The 16,728-nt window shown below is 39.3% G+C and carries 14 protein-coding genes; 2 read left to right on the forward strand and 12 right to left on the reverse strand.

What is annotated here, in order from left to right; translation table 11 throughout:
- Nucleotides 1-178 precede the first annotated feature (178 nt).
- The 3 genes from ACP59X_RS16440 to ACP59X_RS16450 are packed head-to-tail and all read right to left on the reverse strand — an operon-like array spanning nucleotide 179 to nucleotide 5,319.
- Nucleotides 179-1,405, reverse strand: a complete 1,227-nt coding sequence (locus tag ACP59X_RS16440) for a phosphorylase family protein (protein WP_428560375.1) — start codon at nucleotides 1,403-1,405, stop codon at nucleotides 179-181.
- Nucleotides 1,406-1,415: 10 nt separating this feature from the next.
- Nucleotides 1,416-1,868, reverse strand: a complete 453-nt coding sequence (locus ACP59X_RS16445; RefSeq protein ID WP_428560377.1) for a response regulator — start codon at nucleotides 1,866-1,868, stop codon at nucleotides 1,416-1,418.
- Complete coding sequence (locus tag ACP59X_RS16450; protein WP_428560379.1) at nucleotides 1,849-5,319, reverse strand: hypothetical protein; 3,471 nt, start codon at nucleotides 5,317-5,319, stop codon at nucleotides 1,849-1,851. Before ACP59X_RS16450 ends, ACP59X_RS16445 begins: the two co-directional genes overlap by 20 nt.
- A gap of 437 nt (nucleotides 5,320-5,756) precedes the next feature.
- Here ACP59X_RS16450 and ACP59X_RS16455 point away from each other — a divergent pair, with 437 nt between their 5' ends.
- Entirely contained in the window at nucleotides 5,757-6,110 is a 354-nt protein-coding gene (locus ACP59X_RS16455) for a DUF3024 domain-containing protein (protein ID WP_428560382.1), read from the forward strand.
- Nucleotides 6,111-6,120: 10 nt separating this feature from the next.
- On the opposite strand, the gene ACP59X_RS16460 is transcribed toward ACP59X_RS16455, so the two are convergent.
- The 5 genes from ACP59X_RS16460 to ACP59X_RS16480 all read right to left on the reverse strand — a co-directional run bounded on the left by ACP59X_RS16460 (nucleotide 6,121) and on the right by ACP59X_RS16480 (nucleotide 12,039).
- Nucleotides 6,121-6,861, reverse strand: coding sequence for a DUF4145 domain-containing protein (locus tag ACP59X_RS16460; protein ID WP_428560384.1), 741 nt, complete (start codon nucleotides 6,859-6,861; stop codon nucleotides 6,121-6,123).
- Between the two features lie 136 nt (nucleotides 6,862-6,997).
- The gene (locus tag ACP59X_RS16465; protein ID WP_428560387.1) at nucleotides 6,998-7,840 is read right to left on the reverse strand and encodes an abortive infection family protein; all 843 of its coding nucleotides are present in this window, start codon (nucleotides 7,838-7,840) and stop codon (nucleotides 6,998-7,000) included.
- 861 nt (nucleotides 7,841-8,701) lie between these two features.
- A complete protein-coding gene (locus tag ACP59X_RS16470; protein WP_428560389.1) occupies nucleotides 8,702-9,595 on the reverse strand; it encodes a ParB/RepB/Spo0J family partition protein in 894 nt (297 codons plus the stop codon).
- Complete coding sequence (locus ACP59X_RS16475) at nucleotides 9,579-10,469, reverse strand: ParB N-terminal domain-containing protein (RefSeq protein ID WP_428560391.1); 891 nt, start codon at nucleotides 10,467-10,469, stop codon at nucleotides 9,579-9,581. Before ACP59X_RS16475 ends, ACP59X_RS16470 begins: the two co-directional genes overlap by 17 nt.
- Before the next feature lies 1 nt (nucleotide 10,470).
- Nucleotides 10,471-12,039 carry a recombinase family protein gene (locus ACP59X_RS16480; protein ID WP_428560394.1) on the reverse strand — a complete coding sequence of 523 codons (1,569 nt, stop codon included), beginning with the start codon at nucleotides 12,037-12,039 and terminating at the stop codon, nucleotides 10,471-10,473.
- A 65-nt stretch (nucleotides 12,040-12,104) separates the two neighbouring features.
- Between ACP59X_RS16480 and ACP59X_RS16485 the strand changes: the two genes are divergently transcribed.
- Nucleotides 12,105-12,380 (forward strand): hypothetical protein, encoded by a 276-nt coding sequence (locus ACP59X_RS16485; protein WP_428560396.1) that lies wholly within the window; start codon nucleotides 12,105-12,107, stop codon nucleotides 12,378-12,380.
- A 102-nt stretch (nucleotides 12,381-12,482) separates the two neighbouring features.
- Here the strand turns inward: ACP59X_RS16485 and ACP59X_RS16490 are convergent, their stop codons facing one another.
- The 4 genes from ACP59X_RS16490 to ACP59X_RS16505 form a co-directional block, all read right to left on the reverse strand.
- Nucleotides 12,483-12,869 (reverse strand): hypothetical protein, encoded by a 387-nt coding sequence (locus ACP59X_RS16490; RefSeq protein ID WP_428560398.1) that lies wholly within the window; start codon nucleotides 12,867-12,869, stop codon nucleotides 12,483-12,485.
- A gap of 331 nt (nucleotides 12,870-13,200) precedes the next feature.
- Nucleotides 13,201-14,325 (reverse strand): tyrosine-type recombinase/integrase, encoded by a 1,125-nt coding sequence (locus ACP59X_RS16495; RefSeq protein ID WP_428560400.1) that lies wholly within the window; start codon nucleotides 14,323-14,325, stop codon nucleotides 13,201-13,203.
- Nucleotides 14,326-14,442: 117 nt separating this feature from the next.
- Nucleotides 14,443-15,000: a tyrosine-type recombinase/integrase gene (locus tag ACP59X_RS16500; RefSeq protein ID WP_428560403.1), complete on the reverse strand. Its 558-nt coding sequence runs from the start codon at nucleotides 14,998-15,000 to the stop codon at nucleotides 14,443-14,445.
- Nucleotides 15,001-15,274: 274 nt separating this feature from the next.
- Entirely contained in the window at nucleotides 15,275-15,652 is a 378-nt protein-coding gene (locus ACP59X_RS16505) for a hypothetical protein (RefSeq protein ID WP_428560405.1), read from the reverse strand.
- Nucleotides 15,653-16,728 lie beyond the last annotated feature (1,076 nt).

Consider the following 16,728-nt stretch of genomic DNA (forward strand, 5'->3'; position numbering starts at 1 on the left):
ATCATCCATGGGGGCTCTTTGTTTTTTAAAACACTCCCAAGCAAATCAACAACTGATAAAATTGTATATTCGGCCAACAGAAGAAAAGACCTAAGCAGTCGATGCCGCTGTCCAAAATGATTATTCTTTTGGATACACACGGACTACAAAATATAGAGCCGCATTGCGGCTAGAAACGTTAAAAGTACTTAAGAGAAAATTCATACAAATACCTTGCACTCGTATATGCTGCATAAGTGTGGTACAAATCATTCTTTTCGGAATCTGCAAAATCGCTAATCGACTTGACACAGAATGGCCGAGGCCGCGGGCCATATGAGTTGTCAGCTGAATAGAAGACGCCATAGGCTTCCATGTCTATCCCTATCAACTTTCTATTATGTTCAATAATGCTATTAATTACTTGAGGACATTGCACAACAGATGCACCAGACGCAAATGGGCCAATTAATGATTTTAATTCAGATTCAGGTTTTGTCGCTCTAGTATTAGCTTTTATTCTGGCAAATGTTTCAGACTCTCTCTGAAATTCAATAAATCTATCTTTCAAATAAGAGTCTAGATGGATTGAGTTTGGATCAGGGTGAATAACTGGCTCTCCCGCAGCCCCACTAAGAATCTTCCCACTGCCATAGTCAAACACCATATCCCCCACAAGCACGTCGCCATAATTACCTTTTCCCTTAACTCCAGCCGCGATACCAACACAAGCCAAATATTTTGGCTTAAAATGTACAATTAATTTCGAAGCAAGCGTTGATGCTGCGGGCAATCCCATTTGATTAGCCACAGACGACACTACCTTTAGAGTCTTTTCTTCATTTTTAAATAAACCTGAATAATAAAGCGAATTATCATTGTGGTATTGAATTTTTTTCCAGTCAGCAACAAGATCAAGGACAGCAACTAATTCTGGAGTATGAACTGCTGTAATTATTGCGATATCATAATCATATTCGTCAGAAACTTTTGCAATAATATTTTTCTTGACACTTATAAAATATCTAATACAGGCAACAATAGCCTGTTTCCAGGCGAGACTAGAGTTATCGTATTTTACGATATGAAAAAGATTCCCATAAAATGCTGCTTTTGAAGCTGCTTCGGCATCATCAAACTGAGTGATGCCAATTATGTGGATTGGTGGGATAAATTTCGTAGATTCAGTAAGTTCTTTGACAATATGCAAACTATTTTCTATTGCTGGATCATCCCCGTGCCTATTAGGGAGGTAAATATCAAGTATTAATATATCAAACTGCGTCTCCAACATGCTCTTTTTGGCAGAGAATGCATCAGCAACAGTAGTAATATCTATGTCGCCTTGTTGGAAAGCATCATTAACAGCACGGACAATGCTGGCGGTCTTGACCCTGTCATCATCAGCAAGCAATATTTTAATCACGAACTCTTCCTCACAAATAAAGATTGTCAATTAAATGGCTAAGTTTAATTTCCCATTCACTATCTGCCACACTAAAAAATACCGTATCAATATATATATCAGAGAAAGATTTTTCGAATCTTGCAGAAAGCTCTTTCAACGATACAGGCCTTGCGTCATCACCAAAATACTCAAACTGAGTAAAAACAATAACTTTAGTACTAATTGACCTTCTTTTAATTTCTTTCAGAATCTCTTCGCCACCAAAAGAATTAAAGGCACCGCCGCTTTCCTTTCTACCGATATCGAAAGTCGGAAGGCTCATGTCCAGAATTGTCAAATCATAACAATTTGAAACAAGAGCTCGCAAGCCGCTCTTCCAAGATCGCATGACATCAACACCAGTATCGGCATATTTCATCCTAAGAAAATCAAGGACCTTTGTCATTTTCAGATCATCGTCTTCAATTATCAATATTTTCATACAATATTCCGGATATGTCAGTTTCAATTTCAATTTTAAAACAAGAATTTTCAAGTGTTGGCACAATACTCCAATCTTTTGATCTCAAATCATGCTGTAATATTTTACGAATTTTGAGAATACCTGACCCCCCCTCGATGCTTGTAAGTTCAAACTGTGTCTCACCAGACTGCAATGCTCTAATTATAACATCCAGCTTTTCTTGGGACTCATGATATGAATACTCCACACCTATTGCATTCTTAACAAGAAATTTTAGTTTATTGCTATTGATATTAAACACAAACTCAATTGCATCATTGTCGCTATTCAGTGATGAATGCTTAACTATATTTTCAAACAGTATATTTAACAGATCAAAAACACAATTAAAATATTCGCCTCGAAACAACACCGTTGAGTTGCACTTTTTTTCAACACTCAGATTGATTGTTTTTTTATACAAATTTCCAATAAAGAAAACACTTGCTCTTATAGCAAGTTCAAAATCAAACTGATTCACTTTTTTACTTTGAGAAAATTCAAACCAATTTGTTATTTTATTTAAAACAGTTTGAACATCTGTTTTGCAAGATGTTATCGCAAAAGTAAGCCTAAAACACCTCGATTCAATATCAATAGACTGTATTTGCCCAGCCAACTCTCCTAATGATTCCAAAAATATACGCTTTAAATTATTAACAATACCGCTCTTGACTGTCTCTAAATTTTTGTTAGTTCTCTCAACTAAAAACGCAATTATTTTTTCAAAGAAACAATCCCAATCACACAGGTGGAGCGTTTCTTTAAAAATATCGAAAATTTCTTCATCCGAAAATATATAGTCAAACAGCCCGTTTGTATTTGTTTTTTCTGTCTTAACCTGTATCCATTCTGACTTAACAAGGCTGATTGTGTCGTCAATTTTTCTAGAAAAAGATTTTAAACATTCCTGGACATTACTTAATACACTTTCAGGTAAGTGCAAATTATCATTCCAATACAAAACATCTTGATATTGCTCAGTCGAATCTTTTTGCGATACTAGATTAGCATCATCAAAGGGTTTGCGCAATTGCCCAGTTAGCGTTCCATGTCTAATTCTCATGCTTAGGTAATTATTTAACCCAAATTCCTTGCTAGAGATAAATACGCCGAGGATGTCCAAAAATAACATTTTAAACGCAGAAAAGCGTATATCACGAATATAATAAAACCTTCTTGTCGGGTGTTTAAAATAAAATCTTGCCCCCTCGCTATCCATATCAATTATGGTGAAATTTTCACTAGAAATTTTATTCACCTCAAGATATCTATCAAAACGTTCTTTTAAGTTTTCATCGGAATATTTCTTAACGCCATCAATATCGATATATATTTTCCCTTCATTTGAATAATTTATATATTTTCTAATGGTCGATTTGATCGATATTTCGTTCATTTCTTTTATGTATAAAGTATAATTGAACTTATCTGCCTCTATCAGCCTGTGCAATATATGAATACGCTCTTCTTCGACTTCATCAGTATTGTCAAAGGCAAGCAATTTACTCAGAACTGTCTCAGTAAATACTTCATAAAGGACATAAAATAAATATTTTTTGTCTGAACAACTATCTTCAATCTCTAGCTTGCTGGGCCTATCAACCCCATGTGCAACCAAAAAGTTGTCACTTGCAACATACAGGTCATAGCTATCGACGTTTGCGACATGTAAGAATATAAGATTTTCGCATAAGCTATCAACAGCTCGCCCAACGCTCCTCAACCCTTCTTGAAGTCTATCTAGTTTGAGCCTTTTTTTAAAGTAATGGTTTGTCAAATAATACTTAATAAACAACCTAAGAGATTTTTCATAATCATGGGTACTTATATAACAATTCACTAGAGATATAGAGACTTTTTCAATAAAATACCAGTTAATTACACCGACATTGAGGCGACAAAGCAAATCTTCAAAGAGCTCAATTGCTCTTTGGAACTCACCCTGTGCCATTAAAAATCTTGCAAAATAAAGGGTCTGCCGTTCGAATGGTATCTTTGAACTGTTTGTTTCTTTGTCTCCAAATATAAACAAAGACCACAACAAAAGTGTCGAAGAATCACAATATTCTTGCAGCAGCTTATTAAGAAATTCTTGACGTTTCTCCTTGTCAATATAAGCTAAAACAATTTTTGGATTTATAAATTTTGACTGCAAAAGATTATCAGCCAGAATTAATGAATTTTCACTAGAAGCCATCTCGAGCAAGAGGACAGCATATAATTGTCTAGCCCATGCTTGTGTTGAAAGCGTAAAAGATAATTTGTATAATTTTCGGAATGATATTTCATAATTTTCACTTTTCTTGAATACATCAAATAGACATTTTAGCAAATCAAGCTGCAGTGCACCGACATTTAAAGCACTAAAATCAAAATTTTCAAAAAATGTTGCCGATTTTGCGATGATTTCATACAATTCAAACGAATTTCCAATATATTTCAAGCTGGCAGTTGCTTCACTGACACATTCACTATATTTACCAGAAGTATATAAATCGCATATAGTTATAAAATCTTTGGTGGTAGAGGCGCTTATCAGTTGACAATCATTAGAAGTAATAAATGTTAATATATGGTCAAGTTCGGAATCGTGAATACAATTACCTATAGAAACTGCAACTGAAAATAAATCTTTTTGCGAGTCAGACTCAACCGCATAAACACTTTTCCTTAAGGCCTCTTTAAACGTTATGTAGCGATCTATGATTGACGAATTCGATTCAAGTCGAAGAACAGTTTTAGTCTTGTCTTCAAATAAATTATCTGGCAACAGTCTATAGTTCAAATAATCATAAACATCTTGGTATTCCACATTATTATAATAACCAAGATAAGCATCAAGCTCATCCTTGTATTTTGAAGCAGAAATATTATTTTCAGCTTTTTTACTGTAAAATGTCGCGAAAATCTTAATTAATATTGAAACATTGTCATCTTTATTAAGGTCAGATAGGTACGCAAGGTTAGCATGCAACCCTTCTGAAAATTGCAGCAAAATAAATTCATTCTCCAAGGACCAAAGAGATACGCAAATATCCTTAATACTTGATAGATATTCTTTTGCTAGACCATAGTTACCGTCTATGAAGGCCAATTCATAATTATTTTGAAGCTCTACAAATTTATTTATTTGTGAAGAATAAGCTAAAATTTCATACTGCAACCACTTAATTAGTCTGACATCTGATAGACTAGCCCCTAAATGGCCATTTTTTAAAAGGGAATACGAAGACGGAGTCGGCAATGAAAAAATACGATTTCTACATGATTCTCCAGCCCTTCGAACAATTGCATTTACCAGAGGTACATCTTCAATAGTTTTGAGCTCTTCAATTGCATGTTTTGACAGTTTTGGGTTATTCAATCTTTGCGAAAAAGATATAACTTTACCAGCGGCATGCTTTACAGTTGATTTCTTTTTTTTCATAATAATTATGATCTATTCAGCTAAAAATTCCATACAATCACTACCACAATTACCGTCTATTTTATTCTGACGGTAGAAATTCCAAAAAACAAAATACTGCTAACTATTATTATATTTTAGCAGACAATTCCACTATACGCAACAACATATATCCGCTGATCCGCGTTAATCCTTCCTACCCAACGTGCAGCCATCTGAGCGTTGGGTAGCACCTCGCTACGCTCTAATTTTCCGGCTCATTTCGACCGCCCATCCCAGGCAGTCCCGGCATGCAAAATTTCAAATTTCGACGAATTTTACGTATCCAGCTGAAATAACACATAGTTAACACGAAATCGGTTTTCAAAATCGCTCAAATACGTCAACAGTTTGAAATTAATAGCTATTAGCGGATAGTGATCAATTTACACGGGCCACTTATCTTCTTACAAGACCGAATGGCCATCAGCGAATTCGAACAGCACAGACTGGAAAGCATCCTGAAGAAATTCTGCGACGAGAAGGGGCCGCCGGCCCATATCCGTGATCAACTTCAGTGGGGCTTCAGGGTCGACCCTGATCAGCAAACCGTGGAGCTATTCGAAATACGCCCCTATTTCATGGACGCCAGCCGGAAAATTGAAAGCAAATTTGCCAAAGCGGCCTATGTGAAGACTTCCAAGACCTGGAAAATCTACTGGATGCGCGGGACAGGCAACTGGACCAAGTATGCTCCATGCCCGAAGATGAAGACGATTGAAGAATTCTTAAAAGTTGTCAAAGAAGATGAGTTTCATTGTTTCTTTGGATAGTTCTTGGCAGTCATACTTGCTTGAATTTACATTCTATTTCTTTACTTATTTCTCCAGTCCGTACAGCTCTTGAGCGATGGACATAAATATCATCAATGACAAATGAAAGGACTTCATAGACATCAAGAATATCTTTTTTCGACAACACCCCGCCATGTGCTGCCTCATTCCCAAGCCATTTAATTGCCATAAGTCGCATAGCCAATGACTCTTCAGAAACTTTAAAAAGTTCAATTCTTTTGTGAAGTTTTAATTTTGTATTTTTGCCGTTTTTCGCACTAATTTCTCTTGAGACACCATTTTCGTCGAGAAATCTCTCTACAGCATTTCGGGCATGTGCGCCAGCCGATAAAGTGTCGTTAAAGAAACTAGAGAAAGACAGATTTAATTCCTCTGCTATCGTCGAAGGAGTATTTTTAGGAATTTGAAATATTGGCAAAGATGGAAAGAAAAATTTTGGAGTCAAAGTGTCGTGATAAGACCACCCACTCGGCGATTGATCGTAAGCAGGCTCAGTTGAAGCAATCCCAGCAAAAGATATTGGATACCGACATTCTTCGAATGAACATGCGAGAATGCCAGACACAACAAAATCACAGGATTCAGGGTCAGCATAGTCTATTTCTGCACTTGCTTTCATGAAAATAGATTTAGGGACACAGGCAAGTCTTCCTACTCCACATTGGGGACAAACAATCTTTGTCTGCTCATTTCTTGTGAATTGCAAATTCAATATATAATCTCTATCCATGATATACACCTGTTGTTTCTTTCAATTTTATACGACAAGTGAACAATATATTGAAATATGTTTTGTTCACAAAAAAACATTTGAAGAATTCATGAGTGTTGTCTAAAAAGGTGAGCCCATTTTTTCTTTGCATATATTATTCCTTTTTAGGAGCTGGAGTTCGCACCTCATTTGTTTCGATAAGAAAACTTGCAAGCGCTGCGCCGACTCCAACGACTAATCTCGCGTGCCGTGGTGATATCCCAGAGTTTCTGATTTTGCCATGACCGGTGCCATAGATATTGCGCAGTTCGTATATGCCTGTAACGACTTGCCCAAGGTTGCTCAAGACGCGGCGGACAATCTCTGCTCCTTTGACCGATTCATGTATTTCTGATGGGTCGAGTTTTAAATTTTTTTGCACTTTTTTAAGTAATTTCGGAAGGTCTTCTTTGCAATCACCATCGCCAAAACTCATTAACACTGTCTTCATGACACTTTCGAGCATTTCCTTTGTAGAGCCAACTGCCAGCTCTGGATCTGTATCTATTGATTCGCGAATTCTTTGTATATGTTTTGACAAATTGAATGAATCATCTAGAGCAACTTTTTCTGTAGCCGAAAGACTAGGATGGATGTGTCCAAATAACTCTTCAAACAATTGAGAATTGCTATCTCGAAGCCAGTCTTGAAGCTTGCAATAATCAACAAGGATATTGAAGTTATCTTTGTCGAAATCGATCAATTGTCCAAGAACTTCTAAAACGCACCCAGAATAATCATCATCTCCGAAACTAAGACTTCTAAGAAGTCTTGGATGAGAATTTATAATGTCTCTCCCATTTATCAGATATGTCACCTCGTCCCAATTCTCGGAATCGAATTTTGAAACTATACAACGCTTTAAAGCGAGGACAGCCTTTGGAGGTATTTCTGGACTTGCCAGATTGCTAATTACTTGACGACTCACTCGATTAACCCTTGTTTTAAAAAAAATCATTTATGGAATAATATGTTGAGTCAATATCTTTGTCCCTAAAGAGCATCCCAAAAAGTCTTTCGAGCTAGCCTAATCGCTAGTGACTGCATCCGTCTATCATAACTATTCCCCTGATCAAACAGTTTCCAGGTCCACCCTCAACTCGGTCAGCACGACGGGAACACCGAGAAAATGAACCACCGATAAGCCATCTACCCACAACGCGCAGCCCTCTGCGCATTGTGTCGCACCTCGCCACGCCCTTATTTTCCGGCTCATTTCACCACGGCGGCCCAAACCAGCCAGGCATCCCAAAATTTCAAATTTCGACAAATTCGGCGCATCCTACCGGAATCACATGCTATCCAAGCGAAACCCGCGTTCAAATTCGTTCAATAATCGTCAACACACTGAAATTCCACACTATTCAAGAAAATCAGCACCGACGCACGGGCAATACGGGGCAAAAGGGGCGAGAGGGGGATTGCGGATAAATCGGGTCCGCCAACGATGCCAACAGGCAGGGCCCGCTGAAAAATGAAAAAGGGGCCAGGACCATCGGTCCTAACCCCTTGAAATTATGGAGCCAGCAAGGAGACTCGAACTCCTGACCTGCTGATTACGAAGCCTCAAAATTTGGCTAATCGATTGATTTTATTGACACTGCCAAATTGATTTGTTGGCGGTCAGCCAACAGAATAACCTCGCGCGGAATAAAGCATTTGGCGTTCTTTTGGTAATCTTTTGGTAATTAGTTTGGCTAATTTACTTGTCACAAAAACGAGTAACCATGATTGCCAAACATCTCGGGCCAATTGCCGAAATTTTCATATTCTTCGATAAATTTTCGTCAGATCAAGCGTTGAAAAACAAAAAAGTAATTCAGCTTACGTTTGTCATCTTCAAAAAATCTATCTCAATAATTTCAGAGAATTTATCATGAATATCTCCATGGTGCCGCTTAAGATAGTCAGCCACTTTATCGTTATTAATTATTCGCTTCAAATAAGATTGAACAAGACTAAGATTAACCATATCTTCACCATAAGAACCATCTAAAACTTTTAAATCATCAGTTAACAAAATATTTTCTTCTTCAAGTCTCATACGTTTTTCTAAAGCAGCAGGTGAAAGTTTTTTAATTTTGTTTCCGTCAACCAGCTGTTCTGCCGGAGTGCCGTCCAACAGGCTCTTCACATAAAGGTAGCTATACCTATTCTGGTCATTCATAATCATTGCGACACGAATTTGGCGCGTAGGCTTCATCTTCTTTAAAAGTCTAAAAACGCTTCCCGACATAATTTTATCTTTTAATAGATCAATCACGTCTTGACACACGCCATCTAACATATTTTTCTTATTACGAATTGTGCTCATGTCTAGATTCAAGGCAGCAGCAAGTTTAGCTTCGGATACCCCAGCATCCAAGGCCTTTACAATCATCTTATGCTCTTGAATTGCGGAAAGACGAGTTATATATTTATTATAAGTATAGCCTTCATCATCCACCGAGACAAGGCATGTGACTCGCTCTTCACCCAACTCGCTAAGCGCCATAATCCGCAAATGTCCGTCTAAAAGTAAATATTTTCGTGTTTTATAACAAAGCGCCACAACTGGGGGTTCAATTAGACCTACTTCACGAATAGATGACAATATCTGAGAATATTTTCTTCCATATTTAACATTGGAAGACATTTTTTTAGTAGGATGAATATCTGTAATGGCAAGGTCGACTAGATCTTTTTCAAAACCTTGCTTAATTCCGGCGGTCATGATCTCGCACCTCGTGCAATAGGTTTACCAACTGCTTAGGGATGTCACTTAAGCCTTCTGCTTTCAATTGGTTGACAAAATGTTCATTCTTTAAGATACTTCTAAGGGCAGCAATTGCATAGGTTAGTATCCTCTTTAGATAATCAGCCTTTGCCATCAATCTTTTTTTATTTTTAATATTTCTTTCGTAAATTGCGACAAGATCATCGCTAGATATGTATTCTTTTCGTTTATAAGCGGTTGAAATCTTTTTTCCATAGTGATTACGTCGATCAAGCAACTTTTGTACGGTAATGAGTTTTTTTCCAGTGAGTTGCCCAGATTCATGCGCTATGGTCAGCGCCAACTGCACTGATGCATTGTCCTCGTCAGCTATTTTCAGTGCTATATATAGCGGGACACGCCCTTTCTCTACAGCACTGACAAGACGCTCTTCTCCATTTTCTAAAAGTTTTATTAATCCCCGAATCCAATCGCGGCCAAGACCGGTCTTGCTTGCTATTTCAATCTCATCATAGCCTCGTTCTTTCAAGTATTTAATGCCACTTAAAAGGTCTAATGGATTATTATTACGCCGAGCAATATTTTCAACCAAGCTCATAATATGGGCATTTTCTTTGCTAGTATCAACTAAAATTGCGGGAATATCCGTCTCTCCAGCGTCCATATAAGCCTCTAGTCGACCTTGCCCACACACTAAATCATATTTCTTGCCAGTCGTTGCATCTGAGCTCAATGTCACGGTAATTGGACGTTTCAACCCCACACTGTAAATATTACGCCTGATTTCTTCTGCGATAACTTGATTACGAACACGTGGATTTAAAATGTGTATTTCATTTATGGGAATGAAAATGACTTCATCAATCTTCATATCACACCGCCTCGTCGATATCTACATTCACGCCCATTTTCAGAAGACGCTCCAGACTGTCTGTGCGAAAACCATCCAAAAAACCAACGTTATCATCCTGCAACCTCAGTTCATTGCTTCCAAATTCTAACACGGGCAAAATATAATAATCGTGTATGCACTCGTTTTGGGCATCCATGCGCACAGCAACTGTGATATCAGGATGAAGGCAAGTATCAAATCTAATTTTCCACCTGCGAATTCCATAAGAACTAACAAAACATCGGCTAATGACTATCGATATAAATAGATTGTAATTCAGCTCTATCAATCTTGTTCCGGGGTCAATAGAAATTACTCGCCCACATAATTGTTGAATATCTGATATTGTTTTTGACAGCACATCACTGTGCAGTACTCGTAAACGTTGGTTTATTTCAACATATTTATAGTCCCTTTCAGGAATATATCCGATCAAGCGATACGCCCGCAGCAACCCACCAAAACGGTTTCGATAAAGGCTGCTTGGTGGCAGATTTTCGGATTCATCAATAATCATAGCCGACAAACGACCTGATTGACGCTGAAGTGATTTGAGACGGTCAAGAAGCTCAGCGTCAGATATTTTTCGATGCCGCTCTCGAATTATATTCTGAACAGTATAAAATAAATCTAAATCGACTATAGGTTCAAACGCTCTTTTCTTTCGAACCCATTCGCCTTCGGGATTTGCTTTTTGTTTACTCTTCAATTTACCAGACCTGCGATTAAATAAATTATTACCAATATATTTTTCATTAGTAAGCACCTCCAGCACTGTCCCTCTGGTCCAAGGTCTTCCAAAATCTGTCTTAAAACCATCCTCATTAAGCATATCAGCAATTTCAGACTCTCGCATCCCGGAAATGAATTGATCATAAATCCAGCATATCTTCTCTCGTTCTGACTCAGGCCCCGGGACCAATACCACACGTTCAGTTTGAAGACTTTTCCGCTGACCTCTAGACAGTTCCTGTTTCGGCTTCCCATGCTCATCTACAAGCATTCTCCGAAGACCGAAACCAGCGGGACCTCCTTGACGGTATCCTTTCAATATTAAATTACATTGTCCGATAAAAACCTTTTGTGAAAGTTGGCGACAATAGTCGCTAGCGCTTTCATCTTTTAGTATCGTCATGATACGATCAGCAATTGTATTGGTCATAGTAAGTGGCTTATCACATGCCTGACAAAGTACACCTTTACGCTCTAATTTCATGCGATAGTATTCTGCTTCTCGACTATCGATGAAACGTCCCCACCTGCTATCGTCTAAGTACAATACTATACTGTAATTATTGCGACCAAATTCAACATCTTCAAGCAATGCTTGGAACTGTTCGCGCCGCTCAGCTGTCATGCCGCTCGCGCCAAGATCGGCATACTTTTGAACTATTTCAATATTATAATTATAAGCATAAGCACGCAGCTGGCGCTCCTGATTTTCAGGCGACTCAACCTGCAATTCAGTTGACATACGTATGTATATAGCGCCTTTCAGGCGCAGATTTTGTATCTCATCTATTGAATATGCAGTTCCTGGCTGTCGCATCTGGCGTGTATCTCCTTGCTTGGGCAGAACACAATCCAGATTCCAATTTATCCAGGAGGATCAGCATGTCCACCAAAATAATGTGGCTAATCGGCCACAAAAAATGGCATCAAAATAGTTCTCTTACAGATGAAATTGTTTTCTTAATGAGGCAAAACAATCTAAATCCTAAGCAAATTGCAAAAGACATCAGGATTCCCACTGAAAAAGTGAGAAATTGGTTTTATAGAAGCACCGGGTTGTCGGCTTTAGATTTTATTCTTTTGATGGCTAAGTACAGTTTTATAAAAGATTTTGTAGACGAAATACTTTTAAAATGCAATCTCGAAAACATTAGTTAACGACAGGCAAATATTTTCATAAATAACTAACGCTTGTATTTGCCAAAAAAGGGCAAGCATAGGTCGACGATATGCTTGCCCTAGAACATTATGACCGAAACATTATATATATGTTATCTTGCTACATATTGCATCAACTAATCGCTTATGGGCGTGTTCAGGGCTAACGCTTTTTACAAACTCAATACGATGAGGCTCTTCAACAACTTTAATAGTACATTCTTTCTCAGCCTCTTTGTAAATTTCACTATCTGCTTCACCCGAATTCGTTTTTTCTTCTGTTCCTGGGCGTGCTCCCCAAAATCTTTCATAATATCTATTTTTAGCAAGACTATACAATCCGCTTTCAAAATCATCAATTCTGAATATTGTTTTATTTGGCAAATAGTCATTCAAATAGCATGACAAGCAAAAATATGATTTTTCACACCTTGGAGTGTACTTTTCACCACACAAAATGCACTCTTGAGTCTTCATCTGTTTTTTCATAGTATTTCCCCTTTTTAAATTGATTTGTATTTAATACACCAATTCAAACACTTCTAAATTGACCAATATATCTTACAACAATATTTCTATTCGGCTATGGCGTTCAAATCTCTGACATCAATTCTCTTACCGCATTTCTGATAAGATGATTGAAATCACAATCGCCAATAATTTGTCTAAGCTTCATTTTGATCCTCTCCCTGTATTCTTCGTTATCATACACGCCTGACACATCATCAGCACAGTCAGACAAGCCATTGCCGTTGTACCAATCATTCACTATCATTGTTATTGGCCCTCTAAATTTTGATTTACCTATATATCATTAAGCCTACACAAGTTCAGGCAACAAACTTACAGCCCGTTCTTTCTCACCTTCTAGACAATGATAGTAATGACTTGTTGTCGTAGATATCATTGAATGGCCTAACAACTTCGATACCGCAGCAAGGTCAGCACCCTTGCTCAGCATAGTGGTGGCAAAGAGATGCCTTAAGTCATACATTCTAACTGGATAAGTTACCCCTGCTCGTTCACATGCCCTTCGGAAACCTTTACGGATCATGCCAATTGGCTGCCCACGCCATTCAATTACATATCCTGACTGCGATTCAGTCTTTACTTCTTTCATCTTACCCAGGAGAGTTGGGGAGATCGGCACGACCCGATAGGTTCTTGTCTTGCTGGCATAGATTTTAGCAATGCCTTTATCGAAATCGATGTGATCCCATTTCAAAGCAAGAAGTTCGGATTCGCCAGGACGCGTCCCCAGGTTGAAACATACTTCCATGGCCCACCTGACATGCGGTTCAGCGTGGTCCATGATCCTTTTGACGTCATCGACGGTCAACTGGACATCTCGGGGCTTCTCTCTTGACTTCTTCCTGCCCTTCATGGGGTTGACCGTGGTCAACCCGGTAGTGACACCGAAATTGAAGATGGCGTTGACGTAGTCGCCGTAGCGGTTCACAGTCGGCTGTGACCGAGGGCGGTTCTGTTTCCCGTTGGTCTCCTGGAAGAACTGAATGAACGGGACCATGTCGTCAATGTAGGTCATCGAGTTCACCGCCCGGTCGCCAATGATCGGATTGAACTGGTTTTCGATCATCTTCGCCAACTTCTTGGTATTGTTCTCGGTTCTGCCTGATACCTTGAGGTGAGCCAGGTATTTCCCGGCAAGGTCTCGGAAGGTTATCCCCTGGCCGGACTGATCAATCTTCTCCGGGGAAGTGATCTCTTCAATCACTTTTACTGGCACGGGGGCTGGCGAACTGATCACATCAGTCTGCGGCAGGGGTGGTGCCGCACCCTGCTTTTTGGCATCACTGACAGCTTTATTGAAAGCTTCTGCTCGGGAGTAAGCCTCGTCACCTCGGCCAAATGACTTGTCTCGCCTTTTCCCTGTTTCATCATGATAAAAGACCATCCATCGTCCATCTCTGTCATAAACACCCATAGAACTCCTCCGAAAAGTCAATTCAATTTATTGAGTTTTCAAAAATATCAAGAAAATAAGTTTTCTAAATAGGCCACAAGCAAATCAAAGGGCTTGGTAGCCCCTTGAAGAAATCTATTATATGGTATTCATTAATATTTCTTCGACTTCCTCCTCTTGCACTCCTAAATACCTCCGAGTAATCGAAGGACTAGAGTGGTTCAAACGTTTCGCCAGCACCTCCCAGGAAACACCAAATGTCTTACGCTGATGATAGGTCCATGTTTTTCGAAGTGAATGAGCGCCATAGTTTCCTTTCAGGTTAATGGCTTCTGTCCACTTCTTCATGTACTTCGTCACTGCATAGGTCGTAAGAGGATAATTCCGTCCTTTCCTGCTTTTGAAGATGAAATGATCATTGTCGTCCTTTACGGTCATCAAATAAGCATCGAGTGCAGATTTGATCTCCTTGTTCACCACAAAGACATTGTCCTTACCCGTCTTCTTTTCGCGTAAGGTAACGCGTTCACCGATCTTCACATCTTTGACATCGCCTATTTTCAAGGCAAGTAAGTCTTGGACGCGAAGACCTGAATTGACCCCCATGACAAAAAGTAATTTGTCTCGGGGAGCATCAGAAAGAATCTTCTTGATGCTCTTCACACTTTTCAGTTCGATGATCGGTTCTACCTTCATCTTTCCCTCCAATTCCCTTTTTCCGTTCAGGGAGTTGAAAATCGTGCATACAAATCAGCCCCCCAAGGAAGCCCTCCAAGAGACCCTGCGATAACCGCATAAATTTCTTTCAGAAATCCATTTCAAAATCCCCAATGTACGTTTATAGATAAAAACGTACTTTCATTATAAATGTTATTTCTGTATAATTTTAGACAAACAAACAAAATCTTGCGCGTATTCTTAAAAAAAAAGCCATGCCCCTCGGCATGACTATGTTGAAGTTAAAAACCATCTAGACCTTCGTCAAAATGATCTTTTCGTCTTCGACCAAGACGGAGAATTCATCGCCGTCGTTCACGACCAGACCTTGAAGATCAATACTTTTCAGATAGATCTTCAATTCCATCTTGTTGTTCACCTTGGGTCGCCGCGAGTTCTTGAGGTAAAGCCCCTTGACCTCGTAATAGGTCTTGTCGTCGCTCATCAGCTTCAAGACGTATTGCTTCAAGGTCTGACGATGCTTGACATCCATCTTGGCCATGATCTCCGAGGCAGTCATGCCGCCGAAGATACATTCACGAAGAAGCGAAGGATTGTACTTCGATTCGATCTTCTTCTTGTCGGAACCTTCCTGAACATCCATAGCCACGCTATCGTTCTTCTTGCTCATACAAGCTCCTTTTATGTTTGATTGATAATTTCTGTATTTCGGCGAAGATTCTTCAAAATAACTTGTAACTTGATTACATTTGCTTGATCTTGCGCCGAATCTACTTGATCTCCCAGGGGCCAAAACGTGAATTGGCCCCAGGATCAAATTTCCGGGGCTTTCGGTCACGGGGGATCGGCAACTATGGGTCAAGCCCCAAACGGCCCTGGACGGGGCGTATATAAGGGCAGTTTTAAAGTGGCCGGGGGGCTGAACTGGGCCAGCAGCAAACGAGGTGTTGGCCAGCTCACTTTCTGAAACGAAAAAAGGACCCCGCCCGAAAGCAAGGTCCCAGTATGTTCACGTAGTCCTGCCGCCCTCCCCGATGATCTAAACCACCAGGGAGGGGAGCAGCTTGAGGATCGAATGAGTCGTCACCGAATCAAGCGTCCTTCACAACCGAACAGACGGTTTTCCCGTATTCGGCTGTAGCAAGAGATGTTTTTTTGTTCTTATTGAAATGCTTTGCCGATCAAGACCACCAATATTTCACAGAAGTCAATATCTTAAACAATCTCGACGACACTCATCTCAATTTCAACTTTAAAATAATCTACAAATATCACATCTCTTGCCGTATCCCTTACGGACACGCAGCCATCCTCTTTAAAGACTAACGACTCCAACGTTTTTGCTTTAAAGCATTTAAAGAGGACTTCCCTTGGTCTTAAGCCCGGTTCTTTGAAACCGTCCCATACTTAATCGCTTACACATGACCAGAAGACACTTCACCTACCTATGTCTTCAGAATTGATTAAATCCAATAAATTTCAGTTTGCCATAAACCTCATTCATCATATGCGCCACCTTAGTCTTTCCATTTTCCAATGGATACGGGCCAGCCTCTCAATCTCAATCCCTTTCGCAACTGAATCGCTTCATATTGCTTAGATATGACTCAAGACTACTCGTTCGATGGAGCCGACAAGCAGTTTTGACCTGGAGCCATTTTTGTTTTTGATTGTAACAGAGTCTTAGGTTGATTCTGTTGTTTGCAGTATCAGCAATACTTGACCTGCGACTTAATGCAAGGCACC

The organism is Solidesulfovibrio sp. DCME (assembly GCF_049995385.1).
Taxonomy (GTDB): Bacteria; Desulfobacterota; Desulfovibrionia; order Desulfovibrionales; family Desulfovibrionaceae; genus Solidesulfovibrio.

Bases quoted from the DNA above. Each gene is read 5' to 3' on its own strand.
- ACP59X_RS16445 (WP_428560377.1), bottom strand. From the start codon at position 1,868: ATGAAAATATTGATAATTGAAGACGATGATCTGAAAATGACAAAGGTC.
- ACP59X_RS16450 (WP_428560379.1), bottom strand. From the start codon at position 5,319: ATGAAAAAAAAGAAATCAACTGTAAAGCATGCCGCTGGTAAAGTTATA.
- ACP59X_RS16455 (WP_428560382.1), top strand. From the start codon at position 5,757: ATGGCCATCAGCGAATTCGAACAGCACAGACTGGAAAGCATCCTGAAG.
- ACP59X_RS16460 (WP_428560384.1), bottom strand. From the start codon at position 6,861: ATGGATAGAGATTATATATTGAATTTGCAATTCACAAGAAATGAGCAG.
- ACP59X_RS16465 (WP_428560387.1), bottom strand. From the start codon at position 7,840: ATGATTTTTTTTAAAACAAGGGTTAATCGAGTGAGTCGTCAAGTAATT.
- ACP59X_RS16470 (WP_428560389.1), bottom strand. From the start codon at position 9,595: ATGACCGCCGGAATTAAGCAAGGTTTTGAAAAAGATCTAGTCGACCTT.
- ACP59X_RS16475 (WP_428560391.1), bottom strand. From the start codon at position 10,469: ATGAAGATTGATGAAGTCATTTTCATTCCCATAAATGAAATACACATT.
- ACP59X_RS16480 (WP_428560394.1), bottom strand. From the start codon at position 12,039: ATGCGACAGCCAGGAACTGCATATTCAATAGATGAGATACAAAATCTG.
- ACP59X_RS16485 (WP_428560396.1), top strand. From the start codon at position 12,105: ATGTCCACCAAAATAATGTGGCTAATCGGCCACAAAAAATGGCATCAA.
- ACP59X_RS16490 (WP_428560398.1), bottom strand. From the start codon at position 12,869: ATGAAAAAACAGATGAAGACTCAAGAGTGCATTTTGTGTGGTGAAAAG.
- ACP59X_RS16495 (WP_428560400.1), bottom strand. From the start codon at position 14,325: ATGGGTGTTTATGACAGAGATGGACGATGGATGGTCTTTTATCATGAT.
- ACP59X_RS16500 (WP_428560403.1), bottom strand. From the start codon at position 15,000: ATGAAGGTAGAACCGATCATCGAACTGAAAAGTGTGAAGAGCATCAAG.
- ACP59X_RS16505 (WP_428560405.1), bottom strand. From the start codon at position 15,652: ATGAGCAAGAAGAACGATAGCGTGGCTATGGATGTTCAGGAAGGTTCC.